This is a genomic window from Vibrio sp. B181a (assembly GCF_030248375.1).
Classification (GTDB): Bacteria; Pseudomonadota; Gammaproteobacteria; order Enterobacterales; family Vibrionaceae; genus Vibrio; species Vibrio campbellii.
In genome coordinates, this window is the sequence record NZ_JAHGAD010000153.1 from 1 (window position 1) to 542 (window position 542).

The following is a 542-nucleotide window of genomic DNA, read 5'->3' on the forward strand; positions in this document are numbered from 1 at the left end:
CACTATGCCACTACATACCGCCATCACACTGGTTTCCTGTGAATTGGAAGTTACCGTGACATAAGGTGTTTTGCGTAAACTCGCCAGAAGAAACATCAGTGCAAAGGGTGCTGTCGTTTGGAATACGAGAGAGTTCGCAACGAGTCGCGCCAAAGTCACCATAACAAGCCCCCGTGACTTGTTCGCCGTAAACATAAGCCAGCCACTGAAGGCGTCTTTCGTCCCCCGTTGACTGTTTGAATTGGCAAGCATCCATACATGAACCGTCTGGATTTGCGCCGTATTCGCATTGAGATTTACACCTCAATGTTGAAGGATCGAATTCACTGTTTGCAGGGCAACGAACCTCTGAATAAGAAAGAGCAAGTGAATTGTCACAAACTGTCTCATAAGGATAGCGAGCGTTAGCATAAGTTACCTTCTGAAATGTGCATGAACGAATAAAATCATGCTTCATAAAACAAGCGTTCACCTGATTAGGATCAACCCATTCGCCCGTAGAGCCGCAGCCCGTCATGTGCCTATAACTAACATAAGCTTCT

Annotated in this window: 1 pseudogene; it reads right to left on the reverse strand. The window is 46.1% G+C overall.

Annotated elements, in window-relative coordinates:
- Positions 1-10: 10 nt before the first annotated feature.
- Positions 11-542 (reverse strand): annotated as a pseudogene (locus tag KIO97_RS26850) (methyl-accepting chemotaxis protein); the annotation flags it as partial.